We start from the raw sequence: 7,146 nt of genomic DNA on the forward strand, positions 1-7,146 counted from the left end.
CGCAGCGGCAACGTGTTGATGAACAGACCCATCGCCCGGTCCGCTCCAGCACCGGCCTGCATGCGGCCAAGCAGCACGGTGCCGAACACAACCGTCTCGCGTCCCGACGTGCGCGCCACCACCTGACCCCACGCCACATGGCAAAGGCTGGCAAGGCTCACGCCCAATCGCCNGGCCTGCTCGCGAAGACGATCGTTGAGCGNCTGCGGCAGCTTCCGGTACACTTCCACCACACCTTCGCCGTCACCCCGCACCTCCGTCAGGCCGAATGGCAGCGAAGGCACGTCGATGTCGCCAAGCTGCTCGCGGAAGTAGCGTTCATGCTCCGCCTCCGGGATCCCGAGACGCGCCTGCGCCACAACGTTGCGGAATGGCTCGGCAGCAGGCAGTTCATCCCCCCGCCCCGCCAGGATCGCATCGATCTCCACGAAGAAAGGTTCTGCTGAAGCGGCATCCTCGATCAGATGGTGACTTGTTACTTGCAACAGCCAGCGATCGCTCCCGGGATCCCGCGCCACCACGTAGCGCATCAGGGGCGCCTGGGTCAGGTCGAGCCGCAGATGCTGTGGGGCGTAGCGACGCCTCAGCTGCTCCACGCCGGGACCGGCGGTGGCATCGAGTTCGACCTCGGTGATGCTGAGCGGCGCGTGGCGCAACACCACCTGCACGGGCGACGACAGGCCCGTCCACACAAAGGCAGTGCGCAGGATGGCGTGCCGGTCGACCACGCGCTGCACCGCCGACAGGTACCGATCCAGTCGGTTCCGATCGGCAAAGGCCATCTGGCCGCGGATCAGATAGGGATCGCCCTTCTGCGCCAGAAGATGGTGGAACAAGATGCCATCCTGCAGTGGCGACAGTGCATAGATATCCTCGACGTTCGCAATCCCGCCCGGCACAGCTTCCACCACCCGGTCGATCTCGGCCTGGTTCAGCTCTGCCAGCGGCACCATGTCAGGCGTGATCCTGCGGGTCTGCGGCGTGATGCCATTGGGAGGAATCGTCACCTCGCGGCTCCATCCGAGCTTGCTGGCAAAATCGGCTAGCCGGGGATGCTCGAACAGGTCGCGGATCGCTGCTCCCAGGCCCAGCCGGCGCAGACGTTCCAGCAGCCTGACCGCGAGCAGGGAGTGGCCGCCGAGTTCGAAGAAGCTGTCCTGGCGTCCGACCTGTTCGACGCCCAGCAACTCCGCCCACAGCCCGGCAAGGATCGCCTCAACCTCGCCCTGCGGTGGCTCATACGCGCCACGCGCATAGGCTCCGCCCTCCGGCGCCGGCAGCGCACGTCGGTCGAGCTTGCCGTTCGCGCTCAGCGGCAGCGCCTCCAGCACCACATAGGCCGCCGGCACCATATATTCGGGCAGAACGCCGCCAAGATACGTCCGCAGCATCGCCGCGAGATCGTCGCCGGCGTCGCCCCGCACTACCACATAGGCAACCAGCCTCTTCTCGCCAGGCATGTCTTCCCGCGCGATCACCGCCGCTTCGCGCACCAGCGCATGCTCGCCAAGTCGCGTCTCGATCTCGCCAAGCTCGATGCGGAAGCCACGGATCTTGACCTGATGGTCGTTGCGCCCGAGGTACTCGATGTTGCCGTCCGGCAGGTAACGCGCCAGATCGCCTGTCCGATAGAGCCGCGCCTGTGGGTCACTGCTGAACCGATCCGCCACGAACCGCTCCGCCGTCAGTTCCGGACGGTTCAGATAGCCCCGCGCAACGCCTACTCCGCCGATATAGAGCTCACCTGCAATACCGAGGGGGACAGGCTCGCCATAACCGTCCAGAATATACATTTGCGTGTTCGAGATCGGACGGCCGATCGGGACGATATTCCCGTCATAGCCGGCCGGACAGGTCCAGGCCGTCACATCGATCGCCGCCTCTGTCGGGCCATACAGATTGTGTAGCTTCGCCTGCGGCAGAAGGCGCTGCGTGTTGTGCACGCTTAAGGCAGGCAGCGCCTCACCGCTGCACACAATACGCTGCAGCGACGTGCAACCCGCCGCGCCCTCCGCTTCCAGGAAGCTCGTCAGCATCGACGGCACGAAGTGTATCGTCGTGATCCGATACCGCGTGATCGCGTTGACCATTGCGCTCGGGTCTTTGTGCTCCCCCGGCGCTGCCAGCACCAGCCTGGCCCCGGTCAGCAGGGTCCAGAAGAACTCCCATCCAGAAACATCGAAACTATAGGGGGTCTTCTGCAGCACTACATCGTTTGCATCCAGGCGATAGGCATCCTGCATCCAGACCAAGCGGTTGACGAGCGCCCGATGTTCATTCTGCGCGCCCTTTGGCATCCCCGTAGAGCCTGAGGTGTAGATGACATAGGCGAGATGGCGCGGTGTCAGGCCAAGCGCACGGGGATCGGGATCGGTCGCGGGGTGGTTGTCCTGCTCGGCACTCTGCTCATCGAGCCCGATCGACACGCGTCCAGAAAGCGCCTCGCCAAGAGCTGCGCGTCCGGTCTTGTCCACAAGCACCAGACGCGGATCGGCATCGCCCACCAGCCAACCAAGCCGCTCGCGCGGATAGGTCGGGTCGAGCGGCACATAAGCGCCGCCGGCCTTCAGCACGCCAAGCAGCCCGATCACCATTGCGGGCGAACGCTCGACGCAAAGCCCAACCCGGTCGTCCGGCTTCACGCCAAGTTCGATCAGGCGATGCGCCAGACGATTGGCCTCGGCGTTCAATTCGCCGTAGCTGAGTTCCCTGTCGCCCTGCACCAGCGCAATCGCATCGGGATCGCGCCGCACCTGTTCTTCGAACAGTTCATGGATGCACTGATCCGACGAATAAGCAGCTTCCGTCCGGTTCCAGGTCCCGACAATCAGCTCCCGCTCCTCGCGCGGCAGCACGTCTAATGACCGCAATGGTGTCTCCGGCGCCTCATCCAGCGCCGCCGCCAGGCTCTCCAGAGCCCGCTGCATCATCCCGATGATTCGATCCGCCGATATCGCCTCCACAATCTGCGCCGTCAAGCCAAGCTCGGTCCCAAAATCCTCCACCGACAGCGTCAGCGGATAGTTCGTCCTCTCCTCGCTCTCCAGCCACTCAGCACCGCTGAGGCTCGGCGTCTGCGCGGCGTTATGCCGATAGTTCAGCAGCGCGCTGAACAGAGGGGTTCCCGCCGCCACCCCGCTGCAACGCTGTGCCAGTGCCAGCGGGGCATGCTCGTGCTGCAAGAGTTCCGCCAGACGCAGATGCGTCTCCCGCACGCCTGCCGCTACGCCGCGCCCATCGAGGTCGAGCCGCAGCGGCAGCGTGTTGATGAACAGTCCCATCGCCCGATCGGCGCCTGCGCTGGCCTGCATCCGTCCCAGCAGCACGGTGCCGAACACCACCTTCTCGCGGCCGGACGTGCGCGCCACCACCTGGCCCCACGCCACATGGCAAAGGCTGGCAAGACTCACCCCCAGGCGCCGAGCTTGCCCTCGCAGACGGTCGTTGAGAGTCTGCGGCAGCATCCGGTGTATTTCGGCCACTCCCTTGCCATCGCCGCGCACCTCCGCCAGGCCGAATGGCAGCACCGGCTCGTCGACATCGCCCAGCCGCTCGCGGAAGTAGCGCTCATGTTCCGCCGCCGAGACCCCGAGACGAGCCTGCGCCACGACATCCCGGAACGGCTCCGCAACAGGCAGTTCAGCCTCCCGTCCCGCCAGGATCGCCTCGATCTCCTCGGTCAAAATGTCCAGGGTAGAGTGGTCTCCCACCAGATGGTGATAAAGCTCGACCAGCAGCCACCGATCGGCCTCGGGATCCTTTGCCACCACGAAGTGCAGCAAGGGCGCCTTGGCCAGATCGATGCGATGATGCTGCGGATCGTAACGATGCCGCAGCTGCTCCACGCCGGGACCGGCGGCTGGATCGAGCTCGACCTCGGTGATGCTGAGCGGCGCGTGGCGCCACACCACCTGCACCGGCGACGACAGGCCTTCCCACACAAAAGCGGTGCGCAGGATATCGTGGCGATCGACCACACGCTGCACCGCCGCCAGATACCGGTCCAGCCGATCCCGCTCGGCAAAGGCCACCTGCGCACGGATCAGATAGGGATCGCCCTTCTGCTCCAAGAGGTGATGGAACAGAATGCCGTCCTGCAGCGGCGACAGTGCGTAGATGTCCTGCACGTTGCCGACACCGCCCGGCACCGCCTCCACCACCCGGTCGATCTCGGCCTGGCTCAGTTCCGCCAGCGGCACCATATCCGGCGTGATCGTCCGGCTCTGCGGCGTGATGCCGTTGGCTGGAACCGTAACCTCGCGGCTGCGTCCCAGCTTCGCCGCAAAATCAGCTAGCCGGGGATGTTCGAACAGATCCCGGATCGCCGCTCCCAGGCCCATCCGGCGCAGATGCTCCAGCAGCCTAACCGCCAGCAGCGAATGACCCCCGAGTTCGAAGAAGCTGTCCTGGCGCCCGACCTGTTCGACACCCAGCAGTTCTTGCCAGATACCGGCAAGGATCGTCTCCACCTCCCCTTGCGGCGGCTCATAAAGGCCGCGTGCATAGGCCTCTTCGTCAGGCGCCGGCAGTGCTCTGCGGTCGAGTTTGCCGTTCGGCGTCAGCGGCAGTGCTTCCAGCGCGACATAGGCCGCCGGCACCATGTACTCCGGCAGGGTGCTGCTCAGATGCGCCCGCAGCACCGCAGCCAGTTCGCCGACGTCACCGGCGTTACCGATCTCGTTCTTCGCTTCATCCTTGGCCACGACATAGGCGACCAGCCGCTTGTCGCCAGGCGTGTCCTCACGTGCGATCACCACCGCTTCGCGCACTGCCTGATGCTCGACCAGCCGCGCCTCGATCTCGCCAAGCTCGATGCGAAAACCGCGGATCTTGACCTGATGGTCGTTGCGGCCGAGGAACTCGACGTTGCCGTCCGGCAGGTAACGCACCTGATCACCCGTGCGGTAGAGCCGCGCCCCGGCCTCGCCGCTGAAGCGATCCGCCACGAACCGCTCCGCCGTCAGCTCGGGACGGTTGAGGTAACCGCGCGCAACACCCACACCGCCGATATAGAGCTCGCCAGCAACCCCGATCGGAACAGGCTCACCATGCCCGTCTAGAACATAGGTCCGCGCATTCGATATCGGACGGCCGATCGAAGACCATGGCGTGTCCGCGCGCACCTTCTGCAGTGTGGCATCGACAGTGGCTTCCGTCGGACCGTAGACATTGAACAAAGCCGGGCGACGATCGTTGCGGCCAAACCACGCTTTCAGCGCGGTAGGATTGACCGCCTCGCTTCCGATCACGACCTGACGCACCGTGCCGGGAAGCGCCATGTCGGGCCTCTCCATCGTCATCTGCGCCCAGAACTGGGAAGGAAGATTCACCATTGTGACGCCGAAGATGCTGCACAGATCAACGAAGGCTCCGGTCGATGCCAGCCATGCGTCGGTTCGCAGAACCAGCGCGGCGCCCGCCGCCAGAACAGGAAATATCTCTTCGGCCGATACGTCGAACGACATGGACGCGAACTGAAGCGCGCGATCTTGAGCGGACAAAGCATAGGTCACCCGCAAGTCTGCGATCATATTGACCACGCCTCTGTGCTCAACCATGACGCCCTTGGGTATCCCGGTAGAGCCCGAGGTGTAGATCACATAGGCGAGGTGACGCGGTGTCAGGCCAAGCCCGTGGGGATCGGGATCGGTCGCGGGGTAGTCCTCCCCCTCCACCTGAGGCACATCCAGCCCGATCGTCTCGCGTCTCGCCAGCGCTTCGCCCAGTGCAGCGCGTCCTGCCCTGTCCACCAGCACCAGACGCGGGTCGGCATCGCTGACGACGAAACCAAGCCGCTCGCGTGGATAGCTGGGATCCAGCGGCACATAGGCGCCGCCTGCCTTCAGCACGCCGAGCAGACCGATCACCATCTCGGGCGAGCGCTCCAAGCAAAGCCCGACCCGATCGTCAGGCTTTACACCCAGTCCGATCAGGCGATGCGCCAGGCGATTGGCCTTGGCGTTCAACTGCCCATAGCTCACCTCAACATCGCCCTGGATCAACGCGATTGCATCAGGAGCGCGACGAGCCTGCTCTTCGAACAGCTCGTGGATGCAGCGATCCGATGGATAATCAGCCTCCGTCCGGTTCCATACCTCGACGATCAGCTCGCGCTCTTCCTGCGGCAGCACGTCCAGCGACCGCAACGGCGTCTCAGGCGCAGTCTCAAGCACCTCGACCAGGCTCTCCAGCGCCCGCTGCATCAGCCCGACGACACGATCCGCCGGTATCGCCTCCACAACCTGTGCCGTCAGGCCAAGCTCGGTACCGAAGTCGTCGACCGACAGCGTCAGCGGATAGTTCGTCCGTTCCTCGCTCTCCAGCCATTCGCCGCCGCTCAGGCTCGGCGTAGCCATCTTCTCCGCCGCAATGTGCCGGTAATTCAATAACGTGCTGAACAGTGGTGTTCCCGCCGCCACCCTGCTGCAGCGCTGCGCCAGCGCCAGCGGCGCATGCTCGTGCTGCAAGAGTTCAGCCAAGCGCAGATGTGTTTCGCGCACACCTGCCGCCACCCCTCTCCCATCCATGTCCAATCGCAGCGGCAACGTGTTGATGAACAGGCCCATCGCCCGGTCCGCGCCTGTCTGCATGCGACCCAGCAGCACCGTGCCGAAGACCACCTTCTCGCAGCCGGACGTGCGCGCCACCACCTGCCCCCACGCCACATGGCAAAGGGTAGCCAGACTCACGCCCAGGCGACGGGCATGGCTCCGCAAACGGTCGTTGAGGGCTTGCGGCAGCACCCGGTGTATTTCAACCGTCCCCTCGCCACTGCCCTGTATCTCCGCCAAGCCGAATGGCAGCACGGGCTCATCGATATCACCAAGCCGTTCGCGGAAGTAGCGCTCATGCTCCGACACCGATATTCCGAGGCGCGTCTGCGCCACCACGTTGCGGAACGGCTCGGCAGCGGGCAACTCGGCTTCCCAGCCGCCCAGGATCGCTTCGATCTCCTCGTTCAGCAATTCCACCGTCGATCGATCGCCGATCAGATGATGATGCAATGTTTGCAGTAGCCAACGGTCGGCCTCGGGATCCTTTGCCACCACGAAGCGCAGCAGAGGCGCCTGGGTCAGGTCGAACCTATGATAGCTCGGGTCGTAGCGATGCCGCAGTTGCTCTACGCCGGGTCCGGCGCCGGGTTCG

The 7,146-nt window shown here is 64.8% G+C and carries 1 protein-coding gene; it reads right to left on the bottom strand.

Annotated features, from left to right (window positions below):
• Positions 1 to 7,146: non-ribosomal peptide synthetase (locus M653_RS0130770; protein WP_027146734.1), on the bottom strand; the 7,146-nt coding region annotated here is incomplete at both ends.

The organism is Mesorhizobium sp. WSM3626 (genome assembly GCF_000513935.1).
GTDB lineage: Bacteria > Pseudomonadota > Alphaproteobacteria > Rhizobiales > Rhizobiaceae > Mesorhizobium > Mesorhizobium salmacidum.